Annotated in this window: 21 protein-coding genes; 8 read left to right on the forward strand and 13 right to left on the reverse strand. The window is 57.8% G+C overall.

The window, feature by feature from the left end:
* Nucleotides 1-401 precede the first annotated feature (401 nt).
* Nucleotides 402-1,433 (reverse strand): 3-deoxy-7-phosphoheptulonate synthase, encoded by a 1,032-nt coding sequence (locus tag DW754_RS05425; protein ID WP_117758667.1) that lies wholly within the window; start codon nucleotides 1,431-1,433, stop codon nucleotides 402-404.
* 344 nt (nucleotides 1,434-1,777) lie between these two features.
* On the opposite strand from DW754_RS05425, the gene DW754_RS05430 reads away from it, so the two are divergent.
* Nucleotides 1,778-2,428 carry a GNAT family N-acetyltransferase gene (locus DW754_RS05430; protein ID WP_117736107.1) on the forward strand — a complete coding sequence of 217 codons (651 nt, stop codon included), beginning with the start codon at nucleotides 1,778-1,780 and terminating at the stop codon, nucleotides 2,426-2,428.
* 373 nt (nucleotides 2,429-2,801) lie between these two features.
* Here the strand turns inward: DW754_RS05430 and DW754_RS05435 are convergent, their stop codons facing one another.
* From DW754_RS05435 to DW754_RS05450, 4 genes are all read right to left on the reverse strand, one after another.
* Nucleotides 2,802-3,971 carry an ATP-binding protein gene (locus tag DW754_RS05435; RefSeq protein ID WP_197032249.1) on the reverse strand — a complete coding sequence of 390 codons (1,170 nt, stop codon included), beginning with the start codon at nucleotides 3,969-3,971 and terminating at the stop codon, nucleotides 2,802-2,804.
* Between the two features lie 251 nt (nucleotides 3,972-4,222).
* A complete protein-coding gene (locus DW754_RS05440) occupies nucleotides 4,223-5,599 on the reverse strand; it encodes an MATE family efflux transporter (RefSeq protein WP_089572364.1) in 1,377 nt (458 codons plus the stop codon).
* Between the two features lie 96 nt (nucleotides 5,600-5,695).
* Complete coding sequence (locus tag DW754_RS05445; protein ID WP_158561617.1) at nucleotides 5,696-7,324, reverse strand: amidohydrolase; 1,629 nt, start codon at nucleotides 7,322-7,324, stop codon at nucleotides 5,696-5,698.
* Nucleotides 7,325-7,639: 315 nt separating this feature from the next.
* Nucleotides 7,640-8,632 carry a helix-turn-helix transcriptional regulator gene (locus tag DW754_RS05450; protein ID WP_117758669.1) on the reverse strand — a complete coding sequence of 331 codons (993 nt, stop codon included), beginning with the start codon at nucleotides 8,630-8,632 and terminating at the stop codon, nucleotides 7,640-7,642.
* A gap of 128 nt (nucleotides 8,633-8,760) precedes the next feature.
* On the opposite strand from DW754_RS05450, the gene DW754_RS05455 reads away from it, so the two are divergent.
* Entirely contained in the window at nucleotides 8,761-8,952 is a 192-nt protein-coding gene (locus DW754_RS05455) for a hypothetical protein (protein ID WP_117758670.1), read from the forward strand.
* A gap of 36 nt (nucleotides 8,953-8,988) precedes the next feature.
* On the opposite strand, the gene DW754_RS05460 is transcribed toward DW754_RS05455, so the two are convergent.
* From DW754_RS05460 to ptcA, 5 genes are all read right to left on the reverse strand, one after another.
* Complete coding sequence (locus DW754_RS05460) at nucleotides 8,989-10,398, reverse strand: APC family permease (RefSeq protein ID WP_117758671.1); 1,410 nt, start codon at nucleotides 10,396-10,398, stop codon at nucleotides 8,989-8,991.
* Nucleotides 10,388-10,570: a hypothetical protein gene (locus DW754_RS10890; protein WP_055252462.1), complete on the reverse strand. Its 183-nt coding sequence runs from the start codon at nucleotides 10,568-10,570 to the stop codon at nucleotides 10,388-10,390. Before DW754_RS10890 ends, DW754_RS05460 begins: the two co-directional genes overlap by 11 nt.
* Before the next feature lie 467 nt (nucleotides 10,571-11,037).
* A complete protein-coding gene (locus tag DW754_RS05470) occupies nucleotides 11,038-12,243 on the reverse strand; it encodes an agmatine deiminase family protein (protein WP_117583530.1) in 1,206 nt (401 codons plus the stop codon).
* Nucleotides 12,244-12,610: 367 nt separating this feature from the next.
* Nucleotides 12,611-14,050, reverse strand: coding sequence for an APC family permease (locus DW754_RS05475; RefSeq protein ID WP_117758672.1), 1,440 nt, complete (start codon nucleotides 14,048-14,050; stop codon nucleotides 12,611-12,613).
* Nucleotides 14,051-14,182: 132 nt separating this feature from the next.
* On the reverse strand, nucleotides 14,183-15,256 hold the full coding sequence (gene ptcA, locus DW754_RS05480; protein ID WP_117758673.1) for a putrescine carbamoyltransferase: 1,074 nt from the start codon (nucleotides 15,254-15,256) through the stop codon (nucleotides 14,183-14,185).
* Nucleotides 15,257-15,586: 330 nt separating this feature from the next.
* Between ptcA and DW754_RS05485 the strand changes: the two genes are divergently transcribed.
* Complete coding sequence (locus tag DW754_RS05485; RefSeq protein WP_117758674.1) at nucleotides 15,587-16,552, forward strand: LuxR C-terminal-related transcriptional regulator; 966 nt, start codon at nucleotides 15,587-15,589, stop codon at nucleotides 16,550-16,552.
* A 328-nt stretch (nucleotides 16,553-16,880) separates the two neighbouring features.
* Here DW754_RS05485 and DW754_RS05490 read toward each other — a convergent pair whose 3' ends face one another.
* Nucleotides 16,881-19,082, reverse strand: a complete 2,202-nt coding sequence (locus tag DW754_RS05490) for an ABC transporter permease (protein WP_117758675.1) — start codon at nucleotides 19,080-19,082, stop codon at nucleotides 16,881-16,883.
* The gene (locus DW754_RS05495) at nucleotides 19,072-19,857 is read right to left on the reverse strand and encodes an ABC transporter ATP-binding protein (RefSeq protein WP_099432192.1); all 786 of its coding nucleotides are present in this window, start codon (nucleotides 19,855-19,857) and stop codon (nucleotides 19,072-19,074) included. Before DW754_RS05495 ends, DW754_RS05490 begins: the two co-directional genes overlap by 11 nt.
* A gap of 148 nt (nucleotides 19,858-20,005) precedes the next feature.
* Here DW754_RS05495 and vsr point away from each other — a divergent pair, with 148 nt between their 5' ends.
* The 3 genes from vsr to DW754_RS05515 all read left to right on the forward strand — a co-directional run bounded on the left by vsr (nucleotide 20,006) and on the right by DW754_RS05515 (nucleotide 23,099).
* Nucleotides 20,006-20,992 (forward strand): DNA mismatch endonuclease Vsr, encoded by a 987-nt coding sequence (vsr, locus tag DW754_RS11155; protein WP_233508880.1) that lies wholly within the window; start codon nucleotides 20,006-20,008, stop codon nucleotides 20,990-20,992.
* 497 nt (nucleotides 20,993-21,489) lie between these two features.
* A complete protein-coding gene (locus DW754_RS05510; RefSeq protein WP_158549316.1) occupies nucleotides 21,490-22,419 on the forward strand; it encodes an AraC family transcriptional regulator in 930 nt (309 codons plus the stop codon).
* 56 nt (nucleotides 22,420-22,475) lie between these two features.
* Nucleotides 22,476-23,099 (forward strand): HAD family hydrolase, encoded by a 624-nt coding sequence (locus DW754_RS05515; protein ID WP_117758676.1) that lies wholly within the window; start codon nucleotides 22,476-22,478, stop codon nucleotides 23,097-23,099.
* Between the two features lie 434 nt (nucleotides 23,100-23,533).
* On the opposite strand, the gene DW754_RS05520 is transcribed toward DW754_RS05515, so the two are convergent.
* Entirely contained in the window at nucleotides 23,534-24,391 is an 858-nt protein-coding gene (locus tag DW754_RS05520) for a class II fructose-bisphosphate aldolase (RefSeq protein ID WP_022095149.1), read from the reverse strand.
* Nucleotides 24,392-24,726: 335 nt separating this feature from the next.
* Here DW754_RS05520 and DW754_RS05525 point away from each other — a divergent pair, with 335 nt between their 5' ends.
* Nucleotides 24,727-25,530, forward strand: coding sequence for a DeoR/GlpR family DNA-binding transcription regulator (locus DW754_RS05525; RefSeq protein ID WP_117758677.1), 804 nt, complete (start codon nucleotides 24,727-24,729; stop codon nucleotides 25,528-25,530).
* A 72-nt stretch (nucleotides 25,531-25,602) separates the two neighbouring features.
* Nucleotides 25,603-26,100: a helix-turn-helix domain-containing protein gene (locus DW754_RS05530; RefSeq protein WP_117758678.1), complete on the forward strand. Its 498-nt coding sequence runs from the start codon at nucleotides 25,603-25,605 to the stop codon at nucleotides 26,098-26,100.
* Nucleotides 26,101-26,103: the final 3 nt, after the last annotated feature.

Genomic DNA, 26,103 nt, shown 5'->3' on the forward strand with positions numbered 1-26,103 from the left:
TGCAGCGACGGACCTCGGGACGCTCTTACACCACGTCTGCGCGCGCCACCTTGCACGCGCTCCTAAATTACTCAAATAGCTCTATAGCGGGCTTATATGTGTTAGGTTAATGAACATATTTTCTGTTATGTCTATTATCTTTTGCCGGCAATATGGCACTACAATAGCAACAGTACTCATATTTGCCATTTTTTGCCCACAGGGCCTGGAAAAGGCCAACAGGGTAGTCATTGGGGACGTTCTTAAACGACCAGTCAAACAAGAACGTCCCCAACGACTACTTAAAAACGGGAGATTATCCACTCTCATTCTGCGAGCACTCATTTAAGTCTGTCCCCAATGAGTGCCCGGCAGCAACGGGACCGCCGATGTCTTGGCAGAGTCAGCGAAAACCCGCGTAACTAAACCCGCTCCGCGATCTCGTGAATGAGGTAGTCGGTCTTTTCCCAGCCCAGGCACGGATCGGTGATCGACTTGCCAAAGACACCGCCGTCGACCGGCTGGTTGCCGTCCTCAAGGTAGGACTCGATCATAAAGCCCTTGACCAGCCTTGAAATGGCTTCGTTGCGGCGGCAGCTGTCGAGCACCTCCTTGCAAATGCGATACTGCTCCAGTGGACGCTTGCCCGAGTTGTCGTGGTTGCAGTCGATGACCGCTGCCGGATTGGCATAGCCGGCGTGCTCGGTATAGCGCTCGGCCAGGCGCTCGAGGTGCTCGTAGTGGTAGTTGGGGTAGGTGCGCCCATCGAGACCGATGTAGCCACGCATAACGGCGTGCGCGAGCGGATTGCCGTCGCACTCGACCTCCCAGTTGCGGAAGATGAAACTCTGATGCGCCTGAGCGGCGTAGATGGAGTTGAGCATGACGGTGGTGGAGCCGGCAGTGGGGTTCTTCATGCCCACCGGCACCGAAATGCCGCTCGACACCAGACGGTGCTCCTGGTTCTCGACCGAGCGCGCGCCCACAGCGACGTAGCTCAGCAGATCGACAAGGTACTGATAGTTAGAGGGGTAGAGCATCTCGTCGGCGGTAAAGAAGCCGGTCTCCTCGATGACGCGCAGGTGCATGTGGCGAATGGCCTTGACGCCCTCGAGCAGGTCATCGGGCGCCTCGGGGTCGGGATTGTGCAGTAGACCCTTGTAGCCGGTACCCTTGGTGCGCGGCTTGTTGGTGTAGACACGCGGGATGAGGATGAGCTTGTCCTTGACCTCCTCGGCGGTTTTGGCCAGGCGGTTCATGTACTCGAGGACCGAATCCTCGCGATCGGCAGAGCACGGGCCGATGATGAGCACCTTGCGCGCGTCCTCGCCGGTAAAGACCTTGGCGACCTCGGCGTCGAATGCCTGCTTCTTAGCGGTAAGCTCGGCGGAAAGCGGCATTTCCTCGCGGATCTCCATGGGGATCGGCAGCCTGCGTTTGAAATCCATGGCCATAGGGGCCTCCTCAATCTATAGAGAGAGCAAAAAGCGTATTGTCGAGTGCTCGGCATTATCCGCTGTCGCACGCTAAAGTGCAAGCACAGCCTACTAAAAAGGGAATGAATCGACACAAGGGCCCGCTCACCACGAGAGTGGATAATCTCCCGTTTTTGGCCCATGTTCGCGCTCAAAGTGGGAGATTATCCACTCTCGTCGGGCAAGCGTCCGAAAATCCTCACTCGTGACCCCTTTTCCTCCGTCCCCGAGGGATCGGGGCTCGCCTGCCGAATGATTGATGCGGCCGCCCTGCGTCCATGTCACACTCAGAGGTGGCCTGACCCAACTTGGAAGGAGCCTTCATGAGCCTTGACAACGTAACCCTGCGCGCCGCCACGCTCGACGACCTGACCGGCATCGCTGCCATCTACAACCAGCTGTGGTGCAACACGCTGCGCAACCGCGGCGACGTCGAAGCTGCCGATTTCTGCGCGCGCTTTAACATCGCTATGCAGCTGCAACGCTCACCTATCGCGCTTGTCGCCGAGGCCGAGGGCCGCATTATCGCCGCCTGCTGCATCGGCATCTTCGAGGACGGCAAGCCGCGCACCAACCCCACGTGGGAGTCCTGCTACAACGAGATGCTCGCCCAGGCAACCGAAATGGCAAAGGCTGCCGACGCCAAGCTCGAGGGCTCGCTCTTCGGCGACAGTCGCGAAAAGGCCACGGCGGATCGCTTTGCCGCCACAGGCAACGAGTATGCCCAGGGCCAGCTCAACCTGATCATCATCGTGCCCGAGTGGCAGGGCAAGGGGCTCGGCCGCGCGCTTATCGACCTTGCGCGCGCCGAGCTCGCCAAGGCAGGCTGCACCAAGTTCTTCCTGATGAGCGACTGCAACTCCGACTGGCAGTTCTACGAGCACCTCAACATGAAACGCATCCTGGAGGATCACAGCCAAGACACCGGCGACGGCTTTATCGTCTACATGTACGGAGGCGACACGCAGGATTAGCCTGAGTGCCACCTCATGGGCTTTCTCCAAAACAGCCCAAACCAATCAGCCACGCCAAAAGGGACATGCCAAAAAGGGACAGGTTTATTTTGGCAGGTTTTATCTGGGAAAACGCCAACCGCCGCGAGGGGAGCTACTTGCCCTTGCGGCGGCCTTCTCGCCGAAAAACCAAGTGAGTAGACCTTTTGCAGGAGGCCGAGCACACTCCAAAACGCCACAGCTCTGACCTGCGGTTTTATTTAGCGTTTGTCGCGGTGTGCTCGACAGATCCAAAAAAGCCTACTCACTTGCATCTGAGGCGCACCGGATCGGCAAAAAACCGCCGCGAAAGGGATCCGGACCCTTCGCGGCAGTTGTTAATACGCCGAACTTGTTATCGCAAAAGCCAATCACGCGCCGAGACCACGCTACAGTCTTTCGACTCATACGTTGAATCCACGCGGGCCACAACATAGCGCGCATCTTTTGCAATGTCGATCTCATCGCATACAGCCTGTAAATGGCGGGCGTACTTATCGTGATACGTTCTGGATGATTTTATTTCGATAGCCTTGGGACTCCCTGAGTTTGTGCAGTCGAGCAAATCGATTTCTCGCTTGCCGTCGTCCCTATAGAAATACAACTCGGGATTCTCGCCCACGTTGAGATGGCTCTTCGCCGTTTCGGAAACGATGAGGTTTTCGAAAACTGCCCCCAGATAAGGGCTCTCCAAAAGTTGCTCCAGTGATCCAATTTTGAGCAAGTAGCAGAGCAGCCCCGTGTCGTAAAAATAAAGCTTGGGCGTTTTAGTCAAACGTTTCCTGGCATTTGCATAATAAGGCTGCAGTGAAAACGTCAGGTAGCTCTGCTCCAGGATAGACAACCAGCTTTTAATGGTCGATACGTTCACACCCGTATCTCGAGAAAGCGAAGATATATTAATGAGAGCACCGGCGCTCTGGGCAATTATGGACAGTAACTTATGAAACTCCGCTTTATTGCGCACGTCAAGCAAGCCCACAACATCGCGCTCAACATAGGTATCAATATAGCTGGGGAAATAAACCGAGGACGGCATTCCGGCGGAACGCAGGCGAGGGTATCCCCCTTCGAGCGCAAACAAATCCACTTCCAACTGCCCCTGCTGGCCCCTCTCCGCTTCTCGAAACGAAAATGGCAGCAATTTTAAGATCCCGACTCGCCCGGCAAGAGACTGGCCGATGCTTTTCATCATCAAAAAGTTTTGCGATCCCGTAAGGATGTATTGACCGGCATCTCCCCGCTCATCCGAAACAACCTGGATCATCGAGAACAAATCCGGGGCGTATTGCGCCTCATCGATGATGAGTCCGCCCTTTCGGTTGCGGATAAAACTCACCGGATCCTCCAAGGCCGCGCGCCTCGTTTGGGGGTCCTCAAGCGTGACATAGGAATAGTCGGGAAAGGCATGCCTAACCAGCGTAGACTTTCCGCTCTGCCTAGGCCCCGTCAACGACACAACAGGAAACCAACCCGCCATGCGAATGAGCAACTCATGCAAATCCCTGTTAATGTACTCGGCCATATCAACGCCCCTTATAACGCTGTTACCATAATCGTATAGTATCATTTGCCATAATCTCGCAGTAGCGTTTTCCATAATCTTGTAGTAGTGTTTTCCACAATCTTATAGTAGCCCAGTTCAAAAACGTTATTTATAGAGCCGAAATCTCAGACCCTAAATAACAATAGCCACCACAATGGGAACTGTCCCCATTGTGGTGGCTTGCAGGCGAGTTGACTTATTCGACTATCGCGGGCCGGCCGTGTCCGAGTCTAGAGCGTGGCAAGTCGCTTGGATTCGCGGACGGCGAGGGCGATGGAGATAAGACCAGTGATGGCGTCAGCCGCCACCAAGGCAAACCAGACACCCTGAACGCCCATCATGTTGCCAAGCAGGTACATAAGCGGCACGGAGCAGATCACGTAGCGGAGCAGACCGGTGAACGTGGCGATACCCACCTTCTCAACCGCCTGGAAGTACATCGACATGGTCATGGCAAGATAGCCCAGGGCCACGGCCAGGATAACGATGCGCGTGGCGTTGGCGGCAACCTCGACGAGCGCCGGGTCGCTACCAGCAAAAAAGGCGCAGACCGGCGTTGCGGCCACCCATAGCACAGCAGACACCGCAGCAAGCGTCACGACCTGGTACTTAAGCGTGCAGGAGAGCGTTTCCTTGAGGCGCGCCCACGCCTTGGCGCCGGCGTTGAAGGCGGCAATGGGCTGCAGGCCGTACGAGAAGCACTGGGCGACCATCATGGTAATGTAGAGGATGTAGCCGTTGATCACACCAAAGGCCGCGATGTAGAGCGAACCCATGTCGCCGCCGAGCTGGCCAAGCAACGAGTTGGCAACGGTGTTGAAGATGAACGTGGCAGCTTGCACCAAAAAGAACGGGAAACCAATCTTAATGATCTGGCCGCAGATGGCCATGTCGAGTTTGAGGTCGGCGGCGCTGATCTGGAGCTGCGACTTCTTACCGCCGATGAACCAGAAGATACCGATGGCCCAGATACCGATGGAAAGACCGTAGTACACGCCAGCTCCCATAACGCCAAGCTTGAGCACAAACGTGGAAAGCGCAAGCCAGCAGATAGCGACGATGGCAGACACGGTCATGAGGTTGGCCTGGATCTGAACCTTCTCGTCCACACGCATGACGGCGGTGACCATCTGACCAATGACCGTGAGCGGCAGCAGCACGGAGAAGGTGCGCACGCCGGCAACGGTATCGGCCATGATGTCGGGCGTGGCGCCGAAGAATGCGCAGATGGGCTCGGTAAACACAGCCATCACCACAGCAAGCAGCACACTCACAATCGTGGTAAGCCAAAAACCCTGGCTAAACGCCTTGCTGGCGCCCTTAATGTCGCCGGCACCCAAAAGGTTGCCCACCACGGCGGGCACGCCGGTGCCAAACAGGTTGCCAAAGGCCAGGTTAATGTACTCGACCGACATGATGATCGAAACACAGGCCAGGCCGTGTGCACCCAGGCCCCAACCCATCACGAGGCCCTCAAGGACCACCATGATAATCTGGGCGAGCATACCCTGGCCGGTGATGATGGTGTACTTGCGCACCAGGCCGGGAATCGGCTGCGAGGCAAGCTCACGCTCCTCCTCAACAGCGGCGGTTGTCTCTTCTGCCATTGTTCTCCCCTTTCCATGAGAGATTGATGAATGGATGGATGAATGGATGGGCGGCACGCACAGGCTGTGGCACCGCCCAGCGATGCAGCAGCCCCGCTAGGCCTCGTAGACCACCTTGCCGGCAATCATCGTGAGAGACGCCGTGGCCTCGAGGACCTCAGCCGGTTCGCAGTCAAAGAGGTTGCGGTCGAGCACACAGATATCAGCCTGTTTGCCGCATGCGAGCGTACCGATGCGATCCTCGGCATGCATGGCGTAGGCGCTGCCGTAGGTGTAGGCGCGCAGGGCCTCGGCCATGGTGATGCGCTCCTGCGGGAACCACCCTTCTGGGTTGGAGCCGTCCTCGAGCATGCGGAAGACCGCGCCGTACACCTCCTCCATGGGCTCCAAGCCCACAACGGGGAAGTCGCTGCCCAAGTGCACCACGGCACCGCTGGCAAGCAGGCTGTGCAGGGGCCACGAAAGCGCTGCACGCTCGGGGCCCACGGCATCGTCCTTGGCAAGGTCAGCCATATCGAGCAGCATGTGCCACGGTTGCATGCCGGGGCATATACCAAGCTCCGCGTAGCGCGGCAGATCCTCGGGCTGAACCGTCTCGTTGTGCTCCATGGAGTGGCGGCAACCCCGCTTACCATGCAAGCGCTCGCCCTCCTCAAAGCAATCAAGCACAAAACGCACCGAGCGATCGCCGATCGTATGGACGCGCGTGTCAACGCCCCATTCCTGCGCCCTGACAATGGCGGCACGGATGCGCTCTGGATCCTCCGCGGGCTCACCGCAGGTATCGGGCGCGTTGGAATAGGGTTCAAGCATCCAAGCGGTGTGGTCGGAGCACACGCCATCAAGAAACTGCTTAAAGCCGTGCCACTCGACCTGCGTACCCGAGAAGGCGTATTTCTCCTTGATCTGCTCGAGCGTTAAGGACTCGTTTTCGAACAGATCGGTGTACAGGAACACGCGCAGTGGCAAGTCGCCCTTGGCATTAAGACCTGCCAACACCGCATACGGGTTTTCCATGCTCACAAACGTAGGATTGACCATGCCGACCGTAGTGATTCCCAGGGCATTGGCGCGCCGGGCGGTTTTTGCAAACGACGCGTCAACAACCTCGGGCGCTGGGTCGTAGACCTCGTCCATAAAGAAGACGCCGGCGTTGTTGGAAAACACGCCCGTCAGATTGCCCTCGGCATCCTTAAGGATCTTGCCGCCTGCGGGATCGGGCGTCTGCGAAGTTACTCCCACCTTGTTGATGGCGCAGGTATTGGCACTAAAGGTATGCAGGTCAACCTGCTGCAGAAAGACCGGGCGGTCCGAGATGTACTCATCGATCATCGCGGCTGTGGGCATCTCGGGGACATCCCACTGGAACTGGATAATCTGGCAGCCCAGAATCCACTCGTTATCGGGATGGTCGGCCGCAAACGCCACGACACGTTCCATCGCCATCTCAAAACTGGTGCAGTCGATGAGGTTGACGGAAAAATCGGGGTCGGTCATAAGCGCGCCCTGGGCAAAATGCGTGTGTGAGTCGATCAGGCCGGGCATGACGAGCTGGTCGCCAAAGTCGCGCACCTCGGTATCGGGACCGATAAACGGTGCCAGGTGAGCATCGTCACCGCAGGCAACAATCTTATCACCGCGCACGGCAACGCCGCCCTTAAACGGCTCGAGCCCATCGCCGGTAAAGACGGCGTTGCTCTTGATAACTACATCAGCCTTGTCCATGTGAGCCTCCTCAGGCATCTTTGGTTGCAACGCGGACGCACCGCCCGCGTGGGCACTCGGTTGGGAGCGTAGCGCTCCCGCATCGGCGCGTGCCTACAAGCCGTGCTCGGACGTCTGTCCCACGTCCGCGGCTTCGCGCTACACCCATTGATACACAGGGGCAAATCCGTGCCAAGGCCAGGGATCGCAAACGGTCAGTTTAAGCAGGTTTACACGCTTTACCTGCAGGTTTATTGTCTGAGATTATTACCGCGTCATTACGCCCAACGGCGTGCCCGCCCACACGGCAAGACCCGCATGCAAGGAAGAATAGGACTAGGAACGCCAAAAGGCATCTATGAGGTCATCTCGGTTGGAGACACCGCTTTTAACGTAGATGCGATGCAAGTGCGCCTTGACAGTGCCAGGGCTGATGACCAACTCGCTGGCGATGTTTTGGGCGTCGTTGCCCTTCAGCACCAGCGTGAGCACCTCCTGCTCGCGCCGCGACAGCTTATGGGCATCGGCATAGATCACAACGCGTGATGCTAGATCGTCCCCAGAGCGTGCGCTCTCGGCCGCCACGTCCTCATCGGCACGCGGATGACGGGCATACACGCGCAGGATATGGCTAAACTGGCAAAAGAGTTGGACCGCGCATGCCACGAGCAGCACGTTTTCGGAGATATTGCGCTCGGACAGATACCACAAAAAGAGGCTGATGACGGGGTTTTGAGAGTCGGGGCGGCAGAGCAAAATCATGTAGGTGTCCTCGGCGATTACGCAAAACGCAAGAACGAGTGCCACCTTCCAAAAGAGCTTTGAGCGGTCGAGGTCGAGTTTCTCAACACGCGTGGCCCTGTGCCGGTAATGCCAGGCGGCATAGGCAAGACATCCTACATTTCCCAGGTCACGCGTGAGCCAAAAGAGATACTGCTGCATCTCTCCGGCAGCACCGCTGCGAGGCACCAGCACCAATTGCAAGATTGAAAACGGCACGATAACAAGTCCGAGCATGCGCGACGTCGGCCTTTTGCGCAAGCGCGCAAACATCCACAGTACCACGCAGGCATAGATGGCAATACCGAGCACGCAGCGCAGCAAGGGGTGCTGCAACGGCTCGCTAAAGGTAACAGCGTAGTCGTATTTGAGCCGATTGTACTCGTCAAAAAAAATGACCGACATATCGAGCATGTAGAGCAAAAAGCCCGCCGCGGCCACCAGGCTGTCGCGACGGCGCGTCATGAGCCAAACCACCAATGCCACGGCACTGGTCACCAGAGCCACACCCATGATAATCGTGGTGTAGATATAGAACGCGAAACTCATGCCCGCCTCCCCTGTCTAGATGCCGTGAGGATGTTGACAGATTCTTTGCCGCAAGATTAGACTCACCGATTAAACGTACTGTATCGTTTAGATAAACAAGCTGTGTCTCACCGATGAAAGGAGATGCCATGGCGCCTATCGCACCGCTCAAAATACTCGTTGCCCCTGCCGCCAAGGCCATCGTCCACCTGAGCGACTCACTTACCTACAATGACGTCCCCTGTGTCGTCGAGGCGCGTTCGGACAGCTGCCCCTACCTGGGCCACGTCCCCTACTTTGCGCCTAAGCTCGTTTCCGATCCCGAGCACCGCGAACAGTAATCCAAGATGCACCAAGCGCTGCGTAACTCGCGGCGCTTACTGTTTTGGTGCAAAGTAACCTGACCCCCGTGCACCAACGCCGGGATTGTCGACGCTTCGGCCGCGGCGAGATATGAGGCGCGAAACCTCGCCCAATAACACGCCAATCACTACGCCCGCGAGAATCGGCAACTTTGCCATCTCGGCAGGTGAGCTGTTGAGCGGCACAATCGTAGCAACAATCGAAAGCACGAGCTCCACCACGGGAATCGCAAGCGCCACCGCGAGCACCTTGCCCTCGAAAGGCGCACGGAACACACGCGAGCGATTATCGTGCTTGCGCAGACGCCAAAACGCTGGGAACATGGGGATATAGCTCATGAGCAGAAAGACGACGTTCATCGAGAAGAAGACCCAAAAGACGTCGGAACCCTCACCCAGCGGAATCTGGAGCAGCAGCACCAGGCTGGCAAAACAGCCGTTAATGAGCGCCGAGCCGTTGGGCATGCCGGTCTTTTTGGACACCAACGCAAAGGGACGCGGCATGTTGCCATGGCGCGCGGCATAGCTCGCTACGTTGTTGACGCCAAAGCTCCAGCAGATCATATTGGCGAACAGCGTCACCAAAAAGGCCACGCCCACGACCATCGTCAGCGGGTGGGTGCGCCCCACCATAGCGGCGACTGCGTCCACAATGCCCGAATCGAGTGAAAGCTGCTCGGTGGGAACCGCAGCTCCAATGCCAATGCCACAGATGATGTAGATCGCCGCAATGGCCACGCCACCGGCAATAACCGCCTTGGGGATATCACGCGACGGGTTCTTCATCGTGCTGGCAAAGGTCGCGACCACTTCGAAGCCCATAAAGTTGAACAGGATAATCGATAGGTACGTCAACGAATTGGTGTCGCCCAGATCTGGAATGAAGGTCTTAAACGACATGTCGTTGGCAAAGCCGTTATTGCAGGCAAACCAAATGCCGACGATTCCCACCACAGCGGTAATGAGCACCTTGATGACGGCGCCGCCGTCCATGACCCAATCTGCCTCGGCCACCGGCTGCATTGCCATGACCGTGACGCCCCACACAAAGGCAATCTCGATGGCGATTCGGATCCCGAGTGAAAACTCGATACCCCACACCGCATTAATGACACTGGGGAACATGCAGGCGATACTTGCCACCCACAGCGGAAAGTTAACCCAGTAGCACCAAGAGCAACGGGCGCCCCAACGGTCGCCCAGGCCCAAGCGAACCCAATCGTACAGGCCGCCCTCGGAATCAAACGCCGTACCCAGCTCGGCCACCACCAGACCATAGGGAAGCAAAAACGTAATGATAAGGAAGATCCACCAGAAGAACTGCACGTTGCCCATGGCAGATGCCGGAGCCGCCGCCTCGATGGTAAACACGACGCAGATAACCGAAAGGATGACCTCGATCAGGGAGAACTTTTTACCTGCCATGGCGCGCTCCCCCTACAGCAAAAAGGATGGCATCTGTACCGAAGGCGCAGCCCAAGGTAGGGTTGCAGGCCGCGTCACCGGTGCAGGTGCCATCCCAAAGAGAAGAGAGGATGCAATTATTGGACCAACGCTCGCGGAACAGGCGCGTGTAGATAACGATACGCTGGTACATAGATACTCCGATCAAAACGGCCGCGTTCACGACCGATAACTTTCGGCAATTGAAAACGCGTCTGACCTGGGAAATTCAAGCGAACAATTGGCCTAACCCGCAAAAAATCCCAGGCCAGACGCGTACTCAATCAAAGAAAAGGGCACTCCGAAGTGGAGGCAACGGAGTGCCCAAAGAAAACCCAACCGACCAAGACATCGGGCAAGCCGACCATCAATGCCCCAAGATGGTTCGATTCGCCGATTGTCCGATTGATCGGCTGGGTTTTCGAGGTGCCCCAGGTCGCCGCGAAAGAGGAGCGAAGCGTACTTTGGTACGCGAGCGACGGTTTGAGCGGCGAGATGGGGTGCCTCGGAAAGCCAGACGTTTACTCGGCGTGCTCAGGTGCGCCAGATTGGCGCGAACGAGGAGCGTAGCGTACTGACGCTACGTAAGCGACGAGTGAACGCCAAGGTGGCGTGCCTGAGTTACGCCGAGGGCTCCTGCTGCGTAATGCAGTGGATATTGCCGCCGCCGAAGACGACCTGCTCGGACTGAACGCCGACGCACTTGTAGACGCCCTCGCCCCAGACCTCGTCATAGATCTTCTGGAGCGTGTCAACGGCCAGCTGGTCGTTCTCGTCGCCGTACTGCGGGACGATAACGCCGTGGTTGGTGACAAGGTAGTTCATGTAGGAGGCGATCAGCGGCTCGTCGGGGACGCGCGGCTCGGCGTTCTCGTCGGCGTCGATGGTGTCGCAGGAAGCCTGGTCCATGAACAGCGGGTTCACGGGCATGCAGAGCTTGTAGACCTTCAGCTTGCGGCCCTTGGCGTCAACGGCGTTGGAGAGGGTCTCGTAGGCAGCGTGGCACTGCTCGTAGAACGGGTACTCGGGGTCGTCGGTCCAGATGCAGGCCATGACGCCCGGGGCAATGAACGTGGCGACGTCGTCGATGTGGCCGTTGGTCTCCTCGGGGTCGATGCCCTCCTTGACCCAGATGACCTTCTCGACACCCAGGTAATCCTTGAGGTGCTCGTTCATGTACTCGCGAAGCTCCTCGCTCCAGGGCTCGAACTTCTTGTGGTACTTAGGCCAGATGGACTCGGGATCCTCTTCCTCCTCGAGCACCGCAGAGCAGGTGCGGCCGGGGGACAGGAGGCACTGGTCGGTAACGACAAGGGTGCCCTCGCCGTCGACGGTGATGGAGCCGCCCTCGAGGATCATGTCGTCGGGACGATAGCGACGGCAGCCGGAGAGCTCAGCCATCTTAAGGGCGATCTGCTCGTCCTTGTCCCACGGGAAATAGAGGCCGTCGACGAGGCCGCCGTAGGCGTTGAAGTGCCAGTGGTTGGCGCGCTTCTCGCCCTTGCCGTTGATGACGTAGGTGGCGGCGGTGTCGCGGAACCAGGCGTCGTCGGTGGTCATCTCGATGACGGTGACGTTCTCGTCGTTCTCGAAGACGGCCTTGCAGTTGGCATAGTCGACCTGGTTGGCGCACATATAGACCGGGGTGAACTCGGAGATGGCGCGGGCGATGGCAGCATACTGCTTCTGAGCAGGCTTGGCGCCGTGGGCCCAGGTGTCGGTGCGGTGGGGCCAGCCCATCCACACGCGATCCTGCGGGGCGAACTCGGCGGGCATGAAGAAGCCGTCGGCCTTGGGGGTGGACTCGGACTCGGTGATCGTACGCATAAGATTTCCTCCAAATCGAACGATCGTTTGCCGCGGGCGGGTTACCCGCAGCCTAAAACCAAGAGATGGTAGGCGCCCGTTCCCCGGCAAAGGTCGGGGCGCCCGGCGCCGGTTTTCACGGAGTCGCACCGGCAAGCGACGACGTAACCCGGTGCGCGGAGACAGAACGCACGAAGGATACGGAAGAGAGATTGGGGTGGGCGGTGGTTACCGGAGCAATAGCTCACACCCACCCCAGGGAATGGTTAGCAAACCTGTCGCTTGGGCACGCCTCCAAAGAGGCCGGAGTGCCCAGAGTCGGGAGCGACAAGCCCGACGAAGCGCACGTTGGTACGCGAGGAGGGTCGGAGTCCCGAATCCGGGTGCTCTAGTCCTCTTCGGCCTCGGCGGCCTCCTCAGCGAGACGCTGAGCAGCCAGCTCAGGGGTGAGACCCTTGTACTCGGTCTCGCGACCCTTGGCGCTGACGACGCGGACGACCTCGCCGATGAGCACAAGCACGATGAAGATAACGATCATCGGGACCTTGTCGCCAATTTCATCGACGGAGAACGGAACCAGCGTTGCAACGATGGCCAGGATCAGCTCGATGCAGGGGATGGCCAGCATAACCTTCATCACGGCGCCCTTAAACGGGAACGTGAAGATGCGCTCGCGGTTCGGGTCGTTCTTACGAAGGTTGAGGAATGCCGGGAACATCGGGATGTAGGTGAGCAGCAGGAAGACGACGGAGGTGCCGAAGAGCATCCAGAAAACACCGTTGGAGATGGCGTCGATGGGAACCAGCTGCAGGCACAGCACCAGGGAGGCAACGACGGCGTTGACCAGGTTGGCGCCGTTGGGCATATCGTCGTCAGAGATCATCGAGGCGAAGACCTTGGGCATGTTGCCGTGCTCGGCAGCGTAGCGGGCGACGGAGTTAACGCCGAAGGACCAAGCGGCCATGTTTGCGAACAGGGTGATCAGGAAGGCGATGCAGATGACCTTAAAGATCATGGAGTCGCCCACCATGGTCTGGACTGCGACAATCATGCCAAAGTCGGGGTCGATGGAATCGGCCGGCACAGCAGCGCCGATGCCAAAGCCAGCGAACAGGTAGATCACGGCGATGGACAGGCCACCGACGATGATAGCCTTGGGGATATCGCGAGCGGGATCGGCCATGTCGTCGGTCATGGTGCAGATGACCTCGAAGCCCATGAAGTTAAAGATGATGATCGACAGGTAACCGAGAGCGTTGGTGTTGGTGAGCTCGGGCAGGAAGGTGGCGGCGGACATGTCGTTCGCAAAACCGTTCTCCATGGCATACCAAATGCCCAGGGCGCCGACGATAACGGCGACGGCGACCTTGATGATGGCGCCACCGTTAAGGACCCACTCGGAGTCGGCCGCCTTTGAGCGGCCCATAAGGTAGACGATCCACACAAAGGCAAGTTCGATACCCATCTTGGCGACCAAGTTGAACTCGACGCTAAAGGCCATGCCCAGGATGTCGGGGAACATCGTAGCCAGCGAGGCGATCCACAGCGGGTAGTTGACCCAGTAGTAGTACGAGATGCGGGCGCCCCATTTGTCGCCCAGGCCATCGCGTACCCAGTCGTAAATGCCGCCCTCGCCGTCATAGGTAGTACCGAGCTCGGCGACAACCATGCCGTAGGGAAGCAGGAAGGTCAGGATCAGGAAGATCCACCAGAAGAACTGCTGGTTGCCAATGGCAGCAGCAGGAGCGGCGGCCTCGCAAACGAAGACGACGCAGATGATGGTCGAAATGACCGTCAAGAAGGAAAGCTTTTTCTTTCCGTCGCTCATGATGAGCTCCTTCGCTCAGTCTTGGACAGATCCGAGGCCCAAGGTACTAAGGCAATTGCTTGAGCCTCGGTGAGCGGGCGACAGGAGACGAGCATCCGCCGCCCGCAAACGTGCTTTTAGAAGCTTTGAGGCTTAGAGCTGCTCGAGAGCCTCGAGAGCGGCGTGGAGCTCAGCCTTGGCGGAGTACTCGACACCCTCGTCGTTGAGCGGAGTGCGCTTGCCCAGGGCGGCAAGGAGAGCACGGATGGAGTGCTTGCGGTTCTCGGCCTCGACCCAGCACAGGGAGCGCTCGGGATCGTCCATGACCTCGTCGACGACTTCCTCATTGCGGGTGGCCGGCAGGCAGTGCATGAACTTGGAGTTGGGGCCGGCGAAGTTCATCATGTCCATGGTGACCTGATACTTGGGATAGAACACGTCCATGTAGTTCTCGCCCGAGACCTCCTCGTCGTACAGGCCATACCACACGTCGGTGTAGATGAAGTCGGCGCCCTTGATGCACTCGATGTCGTCGGAGATGACGACCGAGCCGCCGGAGACCTTGCAGTTCTCCTCGGCGATAGCCATCATCTGCTTGCCGAACTCGGTGCGCTCCTCAACGGTGCCAACATGCAGGCCGCCGTCGGGGATCTGGTGGCCCTTAGGTCCAAACTGGACAAACTTCATGCCGACCTTGGAGGCGATGAACATGAGGGAGACGCAGACCTGGGTGGCGTCGCCGATGAAGGCTAGGGTGCAGTCCTCGATCTTCTTGCCCTCGGGGAGGTTCTCGAGCATGGTCATGAGGTCGCCCATCTCCTGCGTGGGATGGTTGAACTCGGACATGCCATTGATGACGGGAACAGCGGAGCCCTCGGCGAGACCGACGACGTCCTTGTGACGGTCAACGCGAGCCATCATGATGTCGAGCAACGAGCCCATAACGCGAGCGGTGTCGCCCAGGGACTCGTGACCGCCGAGCTGGATGGTGCCAGGGCCATAGAACTGAGCATGGCCGCCGAGGTCGGTCATAGCGGTCTCGAAGGAAAGACGGGTGCGGGTGGAGACCTGCTGGAAGATCATGCCAAGGCTCTTGTTGCGGAGCAGGTGCGGATAATAACCGTCAACCTTGATGGCCTTCTTCATTGCCAGGCCAAGATCCTCGATAGCCAGAATCTGCTCTTTGGTGAAGTCGTTGGTGTCGATGAAATCCTTAGGCAGTGCCATGTCGATTTCCTTTCCGCCGGTCTTGCCGACTATTACTATGAGGCGCTCGTACATCACGCCTCGTGTTGACAAGACCATCATTCACCCGTATGCAATTTTTACCTAGTTTATTCGGGATTAAAGACCGTTCACGGAGTTACACCCCCTCTAAACCAATATAAACCCGCAGGTAGCGGGCTTGCAGGGGGTTTACTATCTAGAACCGCGAACGGTATACGGCTATGCTGTATCTCGGTGCCTAATCCGCAATGAAACGAAGGGTTGAGACGTCTATACCCCACAAGGCATACAGGGCTTTGCCATAGATTAAATGAGATGGGACGGTGACAGATGAACACTCTGATGTTCTTCTATACCCTAGCGATACTCGTGATCTGTATTGTGACGGCAGTGCTTTCGCTTGCCGCCTATGCCTCGTCCCGTCGCCGATTCTTTATCTATGGCAGCGGCGTTTTTATTTGCTATGCCATCGAGATGACCGAGATCTTCTTTTTTGAATACACGTTGCAAAACCAGAGTTTTCCGGCCAGTGACTATTACTCAATTACCATGCCTGTAATGCGGACCCTTGTGGCGACCGCTTCACAAGCTTTTATCTGGCTCATTGCCATGGACTTGCTCGACAAACATTCAAAAAAGCAGTTTGTTATTCCCGTCGCAACGTTCTTCCTGAGCGAGCTGCTGATCATTGTCGCTGTCCCCTACGGCCCCATGCATCAATGGCTCTACTACACGATGCGTCAGGCATTCCTTGTATTTGTGGGGCTCTATATCTTTTGGACGGCGCATAAAAGCACGCAGGTCGAGCTTAAGGCGCGCGTCAACAATCAAAGAAAGCACCTCATTATCGGCGCCATTCTGGTCGGGTGCATCGTTGCCGAGGATTTCTACAACATCCTTGTTGTTCCCATGAGCCTGGCACCCTCCTGGCTGCAACTGTACCTATCCGAGCGCAACTTTAGCGAGAACATCTTTGCATGCTACTTTGCGATTCTGCTGATCATCTACGCCTATCACGTGCTTTCGATTCGCATGCAGGAGGCACCCGAGGAAAAGAACGTCAGCGATCTTGATCGACACATCGAAGAGCAGATGCCCTTCTACCGCAACGCCTACAAGCTCTCCAACCGCGAGACCGAAGTCATGCACCTGGTTGTGCTGGGCAAATCGAACCAAGAGATCGCCGACGAGCTATTCCTTGCCGTGGGCACCGTCAAGACCCACATCCACAACATCCTGGTCAAAACCGAGCAGCAAAACCGCACGACGCTGATCCTCCACTTCTGGAAGCGATAACCTACCAAAAAGGGACAGGTTTATTTTGGCAGGTTTTATCTGGGCAAACGTGAAGGCCGTCGCGAGGGAACTGCTTTCCCTCGCGACGGCCTTCTAACAGCGAAAACCAAGTGAGTAGGCTTTTTGCAGAAGGCCGAGCACGCCCCAAATCGACACAGCTCTGACCTGCGGTTTTATTGGGCACTTGTCGCGGTGTGCTCGGTATATCCAAATAAGTCTACTCACTTGTATCTGAGACGCACCAGGTTGGCAAAAACCGCCGCGAAAGGGCCCCTGGTCCCTTCGCGGCGGTTATTCGCTCTGATTTTGCGACGGTTTTGCCCGCTTGCTACTCGCTGTAGCGGGTGGCTATGGCAGCTCGCACCATGCCGGTGCTCATGAGGTAGGTCACCAGGAAGTAGCCACCATAGGCTGCCAGGAAAATCGCACAGGTAAGACCCACGGTGCCGGCGATGCTCATATCGCCGAATACGCTCACCAGCTCGATGATCACCTTGAGCGCCACAAAGGAGTGCGCCAAGCCCACTGCCAGCGGGAACAGGAAGAACACCGCTTGCTGCGCCATCACCGAATGCCGGATCTGGCGGTCGTCACAGCCGATCTGTGCCAGCACACGATAGCTGCGGTTGCCGTCGGCCACATTGGAGAGCTGCTGGATCGATAGGATTGCCGCGCACGCAACGACCAGCACAAAGCCAATGTAGATGGCCAGATAGCTAATCATGCCGTTCATCTGCGCTGCTTGCGTGTACATCTCGGAACGCGTGATGAAGACTCCCCACGACCCCGGCTCCTTGCCGTCAACGAGCAGATTGTCGAGCAAGGTGTATTTAATGCTCTCGTCTGCCTCGGTCGTATCCATACCCTGTTTGTAATTAACGAGCAGATTACTGGAATACGGTTGCAGATTAAGCTGGGACAGCAGCTCATCGGCTACGACCACGGTACCGGGATTGCTGCCCATCGCCGAGTTGGCGATGGCCGCCGTGTCCTCGTCCGACTTATCGGTTGCGGGCTTGAGCGTATGCCCGCCCAAGGTTAGGGCATGGCCGCCAGCCATATACTTGGTGTACAGGTCGCCCAGCTCACCGCCCATATCACACGTGAGCAGATACTGGTCGCGGCCAATGCTCACCGGCTCCTCGCCCATCATCTGGCGCAGTTTGTTGTACTGGCTCGCCGGCGTCACATACAGACCCATCGCATCGGCGTTGCTTCCCTCGAGCGCCTTGGGAAGCTTTTCGCCCATGGCCTTGCACATCTCACCCGCCACCACCGAGGGGCCCGAGCCGCCAAGCGGATAACTCAGATACGAATCGATCTGCACATGCTCACCGGCAACATCGGCGATATTGACCTTCTTGCCGGTCTCATCGTTGTTGTCCGCCGACTTGCGCTCGCCATGCCATGCAGCGTACAAATCGACCGTTGCATCGGCCAGCACCATGCGATCGGCCTCAGACGGATTGACATACTCCTTGTAGTAGTCGAGCGTTTCGGGCGTGTAATAGACATACGTCTGAGACACGTCAACAGGGTTATAGCGCTCCAGGTTTTCGTTCATCACATTGGCAATAGACATACCGCACGTCACCGAGGTGATGGCCAAAAACAGGATCATCGCGATGACGCCCATCGAAAAGCACACCGTATTGACCTTGGCCGAAAGCTGACGCACGGTAAACATATTGAGGCCGCGCCAATACACGCTGCGCAAGCTCTGCAGCAGCTTGATAAGCATGCCCGAGAGTCCCCAGAACAGCGCAAAGGTGCCCACTGTAACCATAGCGGTCGTAATGCCAAACTGGCTCATGGCCTCTTGCAGCTTGCTGTCCGTCGCGGTTAGCGGGAACCCATCACGTAGCAGACGGTAATAGGCCACGCCCACAAGCACTACGCCCGCGGCAAAGATGGCAATCGCGATCCAGGGGTTGCGCGTCTTGATGCTCTCGTTGCGACGCTCGGCACCCATAAGCTCGATGAGTTTGGTACGGCGCACGGCGCGAAGGTTCAGCAGCAGCGTGAGCACAAACATTACGAGCATGCAGACAAGGGTCAGGTTGAACGCATGCACCGAGAAAAAGAAGTGGAAATTGGCGATCTGTGTCTTAAAGAGCGAGGCCGTAAAGAACGTCATGAGCTGGGAGAGTCCCACGCCCAGCACAATACCGGCGACAAAGGCCACGACCGATACTATCACGGTCTCGAGCACCATGATCGTGGCGACGCGCCCGCGCCCCATGCCGAGCACCTGGTACAGGCCAAACTCCTTCTTACGGCGTTTCATGATGAAGTTATTGGCATACACCATCAAAAAGGCCATGACACCGGCCAAAAAGTACGTCAGGTAACCGAGCATGCTGCCCATAACCTGCGCCAAGCCCTCTTCATCGATTCCGGCGATGTCGACCTGCATCGAAATGGTGTTAAAGGCATAGAAGACCGTGACGCCCAGGGTGAGCGTCAAAAGGTAGACGAGGTAGTCGCGGCCGGCGCGGCGGACGTTGCCCCAAGCGAGTTTACAGAGCATCGGAGCCCTCACCGCCCATCATGGCAACGACCTCCATAATGCGGTCGAAGAACTCTCGGCGGTCGGTGTCGCCACGGCGCAGCTCGGTGAAGATCTTGCCGTCGCGGATAAACAGCACACGGCTCGTGTAGCTGGCGGCAAAGCTGTCGTGCGTGACCATGAGCACCGTGGCGCGCAGGCGGCGGTTAAGGGCCTCCAGGCTCTCGAGCAGCAGACGAGCGCTCTTGGAATCGAGGGCACCGGTGGGCTCGTCGGCCATAATCATAGTGGGGTCGGTGACGAGCGCGCGAGCCGCGGCAACGCGCTGCTGCTGACCGCCGGACATCTGGTAGGGATACTTGTCGAGCACCTGACTGATGGACAGGCGCGCTGCCACATCCTGCACGCGGGTCGAGATCTCTGCCGAGTTTGTGCGGGCGATGGTGAGCGGCAGGGCGATGTTCTCGCGTGCCGTGAGTGTATCGAGCAGGTTGGAGTCCTGGAAGATAAAGCCCAGCTCCTCGCGGCGGAACTGCGAAAGCTTAGCCTGCTTCATGCGTGTTACGTCCTGTCCGTTGATGCGGATGGTGCCGCTCGTGGCGCTATCGATGGTCGAGACACAGTTGAGCAACGTCGACTTGCCCGAGCCCGAGGCACCCATGATGCCCACGAATTCGCCGCGGTTGACGGTAAAGTTGACGTCGTTGAGCGCGCGGGTCACGTTGCCCAGCGCTCCATATACCTTTTCGAGATGCGCGACCTCCAGTACCGGGGTCGCCATGTGCGTGGTTTGCATACCGAGTCCTTTCTTGCGATTAGTCTACGGCATCTATAGTCGCAAGAAGCCGAGTCGGCTACCATCGATATGGCTTACGCTTGCCTTACCGTTGTGTAAGGTACGGGTAGCTACCCTGTCACGTGTTGATGTTGAGAGAGGACTCCTGTTGAAGACTGTTCATGTTGCCGCTGGGATCATTCGCAAGGAAGGATCTGACGAGCTGCTTGCCGTGCAGCGCGGCTACGGCGACATGCAGGGACTTTGGGAGTTCCCCGGTGGCAAGCTCATGCGCGGCGAGACGCCCGAGGACGCCGTACGCCGCGAGCTTATGGAGGAGCTGCAGGTAAAAGTCACCAACCTGCGCGATTTCTACACCGTTGAGTATGACTACCCCGATTTTCATCTCTCCATGGAGTGTTACTACTGCTCGCTCGCCGATGAATCCGATGAGCCCCAGAAACACGACCGCCAGCTTGATATCCGCTGGATTCCGCGCACCTCGCTTGCCACGGTGGAATGGATGCCCGCCGACAAGGGGCTCATTGATGCTCTGATTGAGTTAAAGGAAGATCGGCTTGAGGCAAGCTCCGCCGATGACGCCGCGCCCAACACAACCGACAAACCCGCCACCAAACCCAAGCGCGCACCTAAACGCCGCAGCAAAAAGCGTCCCAAGCCCGGTCTGCTCGACGGCATCGATACCTCGGACCTCTCCGCTGACGAGCGCGAACTGGTCCGCCGTCGCGCCGCCATCAAAAAGTCCATGAAGGGCAACAAGCGCGCCAACACCAAGCCCGAGCTGCTCGTACGTCAGCGCCTACGGGCCGCGGGCCTTACGGGCTATCGTTTGGAATGGAAGGTACCCGGCAAGCCCGACATCGCCTTCCCCGGCCGCAAGATCGCCATCTTCGTCAACGGTTGCTTTTGGCACCGCTGCCCCAAGTGCAACCCAAGCCAGCCCAAGCGCAACGTTGAGTTTTGGGATGCAAAGTTCCGTCGCAACGTCGAGCGCGACCGTGCTGCTGTGGCAGCGCTCACTCAAATGGGCTGGACGCCCATAACCATCTGGGAATGCGAACTCAAAAAAGACCGCATCGACGCCACGATGGAAAAGGTCATCGAGCAGGTGCGCGCCACAGAGCCGCAGCGCTAACAGCGAGCATTCACACGCTACGCACGTCCGCGCCACATCCACGTCACAAACCTTAGAAAGCCCTTAAGCTCAAAACCTTTCAAGAGTGTTACTCGATACCTCTGACCTGCAGTTTCATCGTAACACCAAACCAGGTTAAGCCTTTCTTTAGCGCTTCTTTGCGGCAGCCGCGGCATAATGTAGCCAGCGCACGGGACCTAGCAGCAAACCCCGAGCGCATCCTTTTGGTGGATATCGAGGAGGCCGCAAAAGCATGCATTCTTCCAATGACGCAGCACAGCAGCCATCCCTAAAACATGCAAACCTTTTCTCCTTCCCCCCGACACAGAGAAACGGCCTCCTCGACTCCCCCACCACAAAAACCAAGCGCTCAGCCGATCAGAGCCTCAACTTACGAGCATCCTTCGAAAAGCTCCAAGCATCCCTAGACAAGGCGTTCCCCGAACAGGCAAGAGCAATCTAAGCCCATTGCGCTTTATACTGATGCCATGCGAAACATGGATCACATAGAATTGCACCGCGGAGGACGCGAGGAAGCGTTTCCCGAGACCGCCGAAGACTGGCCCTATATTGCCGAACGCGCAGAATTCGCTCGCTATCCGGGCAATTCCGTCCCCTGGCACTGGCATTCCGAAGTTGAGCTTTTCTACATGGAGCAGGGAGCGATTGACTATCGAACGCACGCGGCTCATGAGCACGTACGCTTTGAGGAAGGGTCCGCCGGCTTTATCAACGGCGGCGTTTTGCACAGCACGCTGCAATCACCCAATTCGGCGCCAGCCATTCAAATGCTGCATATCTTTCAGCCGTCGATGCTCGGCGATCCCGCGGGACGTCTCCAAAAGCGCTACATCAACCCATTGCTTCAATGTCGAGGCGTCGATGTGCTCAAATGGTCGCCCACCAATCCCGACGATATGCCCTTTATCGATTTGCTGAAGAGCTCCTTTAGCCACGACCTTCAACGGCCGCAGAACGAGATGGCGCTTCGAAATAGTTTGTCAGAGCTCTGGATTCAGATTAACGCCAAGGCCGAACCGCTCTTTTCTTCCGACGGCGCCTCTTGGATGACCAGCCGCGACGTACAGTTCAAGGCAATCCTGGACTTTATCCGCGCAAACTATGCAGCCGCTATAGATGTGCCCCAGATGGCATCTGCAGCCGGCGTAAGCGAAAGAGAGTGTTACCGCATTATCGAAACTTGTGCAGGAACGACCCCGGCGGCATATCTACGCGCATACCGCATAAACCGTGCTTGCGAACTTTTGGCACACACCACGCGAACCGTACAGACAGTCGCGCGCCAATGCGGATTTATAACAGCAAGCCATCTTGGCCAGGTATTTAAAGAACAAATGGGGTGCACTCCTTCGAGCTATCGAGCAGCGAGGCAGAATCTCGATAGCACCAGGCAGAAATCCCGCTAACCCTTCTTCTGTCACTGCATCAAACTTGCAGGCAAACAACAGAGAGGAGCAATCATATGAAGCACTTTGACCATATCGTATTTGACGTTGATGGGACATTGGCAGATACAGAAGAAAGCGTTCTGTCATCGCTTGTCCAGATTGTCCAAGAAGAGACCGGCAAAACGCTTCCCCGACACGAGCTTGACTTTGCCCTCGGCATACCCGGCAAGGATGCCCTTGAGAAACTTGGGATCTACTCGCAGGCAACGTTGGATCGCTGGTGCCAAGTTGCCGCCAGCTTTAAAAGCACCATCAGCGTGTTTCCAGGTTTGCTTGAAGTCATCGCAACACTCGCCGATAGCGGCTGCAAACTTGGCATCGTCTCCTCACGTGCGCGCGACGAATACACAAAAGAAATTGCACCCCTTGGTTTCGATAAGTATTTTGAGCACATCATCCTTGTCGAAGACACAACCGAACATAAACCCGCACCCGCACCCATGCTCGAATATCTCCGACGTGCGGGCGCGAATCCTGGCAACGTCGTCTACGTTGGCGACACCGTCTACGACGAACAATGCGCAACTTCAGCAGGGGTCAGTTTTGCCCGAGCAGCATGGGGATCACACCAAGATATCCCAAACGCCACCTACAACCTCAAAACCCCCAACGACCTACTAACCCTAACAACCAAATAACCCACGCGTCCCACCCTTTCAGTCCCAACACCACAAGGGCGATTGAGCAGAACGGCTTGGGCGGGTCCCCGTACTTAGTTTCCAAAATCATTCCGCAGCGCGAAGGCTTCTTATTATTTTCCGCCCTAACGCCACAAGGGCGACGACCTCGAGTAGGTCAACCTGGGAGGGACGAGGGCTTAGTTCCCCAATCTTTCCGCAGGAGGCAAAAAGCAACGTCTTATTTTTCCGACACTAACGCCACAAGGGCGATTGAGCAGGACGGTTTGGGCGGGTCCCGTACTTAGTTTCCAAAATCATTCCGCAGCGCGAAGGCCCCCGTTGTCAACGCTTCGAAGAAGCGAGACAACGGGGGCCTTCATGCGCGAGGACGTTTTGGAAACTAAGTACGGGACCCGCCCAAACCGTCCGGTGGGATCAGAGTACCCTTGCTGTTACTCTGCTTTGCCCACGGAGTTGAGGTTGGTCATGCGGATCTTAACCAGCTCAGTGATCTCACGCATGCCCTCCTTGGCCGGCTTCTTGGGGTCGAAGCAGGCGGGGTTCTCGGCCATGTAGGCCATGAAGCCCTTGGTGTAGGCCTGACGCAGCTCGGTGGCGTAGTTGACCTTGCAGATGCCGTTCTTCACAGCCTCGGCAACCTGCTCATCGGGCACACCGGAGGTGCCGTGCAGAACCAGCGGCACGTCGACGGCGTCGCGGATGGCCTTGACCACGGACTGCTCGATGTGCGGATCGCTCGTGTACACACCGTGGCTGGTGCCAACGCCAATAGCGAGAGAGGTGCAGCCGGTGCGCTCGACGAACTCCTTGGCCTCGGCCGGATCGGTGTAGGGGCTCTCGCCCTCAACCGCGGGACCGTCGTCCTCCTTGCCGCCAACCTTACCAAGCTCAGCCTCGACGGGCACGCCCATGGCGCGGCCAGCATCGGCGACGGACTTGGTCAGGGCGATGTTGTCCTCGAAGGACTCGTGCGAACCGTCGATCATGACAGAGGTGTAGCCAGTGCGGAAAGCCTGCATGCAGCGGTCATAGCCATCGCCGTGATCGAGGTGCAGAGCGACGGGCACGGAAGCGCGCTCGGCGGCAGCCTTGACCATGCCGTAGAAGTAGTCCAGACCAGCGGTCTTGATGGTGCCCGGGGTGGTCTGCATGATGACGGGGGACTTGGTCTCCTCGGCAGCGGCCAGAACGGCCATAACAAACTCGAGGTTCTCGACGTTGAACGCGCCGACGGCGTAGTGGCCGGCCTGAGCGTCCTTGAGCATCTTTTCGGTGGTAACAAGTGCCATGAGCGTTTGCTCCTCTCCCTCGCCCGCATCTGGACATCGGGCGTAGTTGTTCACAAGGCGTTTTACCTTGCGTTTTGCTGCCCCCATTGTATGAAAATCGTTCGTGTTACATGCATGAGATATCGCCGGCACGCAGGTCAAGACGCTCGTTTTTGAAAAGCAAACGGAAGGGATTCGGACCAAATTCCTCTATCCGACACTGAAGTTTTCACGCGAATTGTCTTTCTTTTATAGAAAAGATAAGTAATCGAAAGGCTTTTTCTTACTTAAAAAGAAAATGAACGAAAATAGACTCAACACAATTCCTGCAAATTTCAGACGATGATGGAGCGGATATGGCCCATGCAACAACCCGAGCTTTCGCCGATGAGCGTCGTGCCGCCATTATGGAAATGCTCGAACATAACGCCTCGGTGCAGGTAGCAGAAATCGCCCAGACCTTTGGCGTGTCCTCCGTTACCGCCCGCGCCGACCTAGACGCGCTCGCCGAGTCCGGCAAGCTGCGCCGCACGCATGGTGGCGCTGTATCGCTCCAGAAGCGACTGACCGTATCCACCCAGGATCGCCGCATCAACGTCAATGTCGCCGCCAAGCAGGCTATCGCGCAAAGCGCCATTGAACTCGTCGGCAATGGTGATACCCTGCTCGTCGACTCGGGCACCACGGCACTCGAGTTCGTTCGGCTCCTCGATCAACGCAACGGCATCACCGTTATCACGGCCGACATTACCATCGCCGATTACATCGACGAGAGCATGCCCTCGGTCGATGTCGTCATGCTGGGCGGGGCACTGCGCAAAGGCCATCGCTATCTGTACGGCCCACTTACCATGCAGGCGCTCCAAATGGTCCATGCCGATCTGGCCGTCATGTGCCCTGGCGCTTTCGTTCCCGGCTGCGGCTTTACGACCGACTTTCCGCAGATGGCCGAGACCAAAGCGGCTATGGTCGGTGCTGCTCGTCAAAGTGTCGACCTCATGGACGCCAGTAAGGTCAACGGACGTGGCATGTACCGCTTTGCCGAGCTGACCGACGTCAACGCCATCGTGATGGACCGTGACCCCGATCACGCCGTCGCCACCTCAATCGCCGAAATTGCCAGCGACGAGCGTCCAAACCTCATCATCGCCGGCGCGTAAACAAAAACCACCACAAAGGTTCACCGTGAACTGCCTCCCATTTCTTGGACATCGGGAAATGGGAGGTTTTCCATGAGTATAGACCTCAGGGTGAAGCACGACCTGGAGTCCAGGAGGCGGGCCGTCGAGCTCTTCGACGCCGGCGTCGGCTGCAAGCCGGCGGCCGAGGCCCTGTCCGTCCCCCGCGAGACCGTGAGAGAATGGCAGTGGGTATACCGGGCGTTCGAAAGCGAGGCGCTGCTGTCCATGGGCGGGAAACAATCCAGTTACACATTCGAGCAGAGGGTCGCCGCGGCGTCGGCCGTGGTCGACGACGGGATGGCGAAGGCCGACGCCATGGCCGAGTTCGGGATCAGGTCGAAGTCCCCGCTGGAGCGCTGGTGCAGGCTCTACCGCGAGGGCGGCGCCGAGGCGCTGCGGCCCGGCCCGAAGGGCAGGCCGAGGGGGTCGAGGTCGAAACCCCGGGCCCGCACCCGCGAGCAGGAGCTCGAGGAGCGCTGCCGCAGGCTCGAGGCCGAGGTCGCCTACCTAAAAAAATTGCGCGCCCTGGTCGAGCGGGACGGGTTCTGACCA

Origin of the sequence: Collinsella sp. AM29-10AC, assembly GCF_003469085.1 — a bacterium.
Lineage (GTDB): Bacteria > Actinomycetota > Coriobacteriia > Coriobacteriales > Coriobacteriaceae > Collinsella.

Bases quoted from the DNA above. Each gene is read 5' to 3' on its own strand.
- DW754_RS05510 (WP_158549316.1), top strand. From the start codon at position 21,490: ATGGATCACATAGAATTGCACCGCGGAGGACGCGAGGAAGCGTTTCCC.
- DW754_RS05485 (WP_117758674.1), top strand. From the start codon at position 15,587: ATGAACACTCTGATGTTCTTCTATACCCTAGCGATACTCGTGATCTGT.
- DW754_RS05525 (WP_117758677.1), top strand. From the start codon at position 24,727: ATGGCCCATGCAACAACCCGAGCTTTCGCCGATGAGCGTCGTGCCGCC.
- DW754_RS05435 (WP_197032249.1), bottom strand. From the start codon at position 3,971: ATGGCCGAGTACATTAACAGGGATTTGCATGAGTTGCTCATTCGCATG.
- DW754_RS05495 (WP_099432192.1), bottom strand. From the start codon at position 19,857: ATGCAAACCACGCACATGGCGACCCCGGTACTGGAGGTCGCGCATCTC.
- DW754_RS05460 (WP_117758671.1), bottom strand. From the start codon at position 10,398: ATGGCAGGTAAAAAGTTCTCCCTGATCGAGGTCATCCTTTCGGTTATC.
- DW754_RS10890 (WP_055252462.1), bottom strand. From the start codon at position 10,570: ATGTACCAGCGTATCGTTATCTACACGCGCCTGTTCCGCGAGCGTTGG.
- DW754_RS05450 (WP_117758669.1), bottom strand. From the start codon at position 8,632: ATGAGTTTCGCGTTCTATATCTACACCACGATTATCATGGGTGTGGCT.
- DW754_RS05440 (WP_089572364.1), bottom strand. From the start codon at position 5,599: ATGGCAGAAGAGACAACCGCCGCTGTTGAGGAGGAGCGTGAGCTTGCC.
- ptcA (WP_117758673.1), bottom strand. From the start codon at position 15,256: ATGGCACTGCCTAAGGATTTCATCGACACCAACGACTTCACCAAAGAG.
- DW754_RS05515 (WP_117758676.1), top strand. From the start codon at position 22,476: ATGAAGCACTTTGACCATATCGTATTTGACGTTGATGGGACATTGGCA.
- DW754_RS05430 (WP_117736107.1), top strand. From the start codon at position 1,778: ATGAGCCTTGACAACGTAACCCTGCGCGCCGCCACGCTCGACGACCTG.
- DW754_RS05455 (WP_117758670.1), top strand. From the start codon at position 8,761: ATGGCGCCTATCGCACCGCTCAAAATACTCGTTGCCCCTGCCGCCAAG.
- DW754_RS05490 (WP_117758675.1), bottom strand. From the start codon at position 19,082: ATGCTCTGTAAACTCGCTTGGGGCAACGTCCGCCGCGCCGGCCGCGAC.
- DW754_RS05425 (WP_117758667.1), bottom strand. From the start codon at position 1,433: ATGGCCATGGATTTCAAACGCAGGCTGCCGATCCCCATGGAGATCCGC.
- DW754_RS05470 (WP_117583530.1), bottom strand. From the start codon at position 12,243: ATGCGTACGATCACCGAGTCCGAGTCCACCCCCAAGGCCGACGGCTTC.
- DW754_RS05445 (WP_158561617.1), bottom strand. From the start codon at position 7,324: ATGGACAAGGCTGATGTAGTTATCAAGAGCAACGCCGTCTTTACCGGC.
- DW754_RS05475 (WP_117758672.1), bottom strand. From the start codon at position 14,050: ATGAGCGACGGAAAGAAAAAGCTTTCCTTCTTGACGGTCATTTCGACC.
- DW754_RS05530 (WP_117758678.1), top strand. From the start codon at position 25,603: ATGAGTATAGACCTCAGGGTGAAGCACGACCTGGAGTCCAGGAGGCGG.
- DW754_RS05520 (WP_022095149.1), bottom strand. From the start codon at position 24,391: ATGGCACTTGTTACCACCGAAAAGATGCTCAAGGACGCTCAGGCCGGC.